At 57.5% G+C, this 546-nt stretch carries 1 protein-coding gene and 1 pseudogene; both read right to left on the reverse strand.

Going from position 1 to position 546, the window contains the following annotated elements:
* Positions 1-186 (reverse strand): annotated as a pseudogene (locus A3754_RS08450) (VOC family protein); the annotation flags it as partial.
* A gap of 153 nt (positions 187-339) precedes the next feature.
* A partial coding sequence (locus A3754_RS08455) for a helix-turn-helix domain-containing protein (protein WP_197468574.1) occupies positions 340-546 on the reverse strand: 207 nt, incomplete at its 5' end.

Raw genomic sequence — 546 nt, forward strand, 5'->3', positions numbered from 1 at the left:
ATCACCCTGCAGACAAACATGACAGATATGGTGATGGGATTCCTTTGGCACCTCGTCCGCCATGGGCGACTCGCCCATGGTCAGCTGGAATACGATATCCGCGCCCAGGCAGTCGGCGTAGAACGCGAACGCCTCACGGCAGGTGCCCGGAAAATTCAGATAGGGGTTCAGACGAATCTTGGACATGGCATCTCTCCTTAGAATGAAATTAGCTTTCCCTGACTAGTCGAATGTCATAGCCGCTTTTCGACAGACCACCCTGTTCTTGTAGGAGCGTCGCTGGCGGCGCGCTAACGACCTTATGGGATCGCGCCGCCAGCGACGCTCCTACGGGAAGGGCTACTTCACCCGCTGCTTTTCCAGCTTGCGGGCCAGGGTGCGGCGGTGCATCCCCAGGCGCCGGGCGGTTTCGGAGATATTAAACCCGGTTTCTGCCAGGGTTTCGTGGATGCGTTCCCACTCCAGGGTTTTCAAATCGGTGGCGCGCGCGGTAAGAGACACGTCAGTATTACCTTCCGCGCGGTTGAAGGCATCTTCTATGTCATC

The sequence above is a fragment of the Alcanivorax sp. HI0083 genome (genome assembly GCF_001635175.1).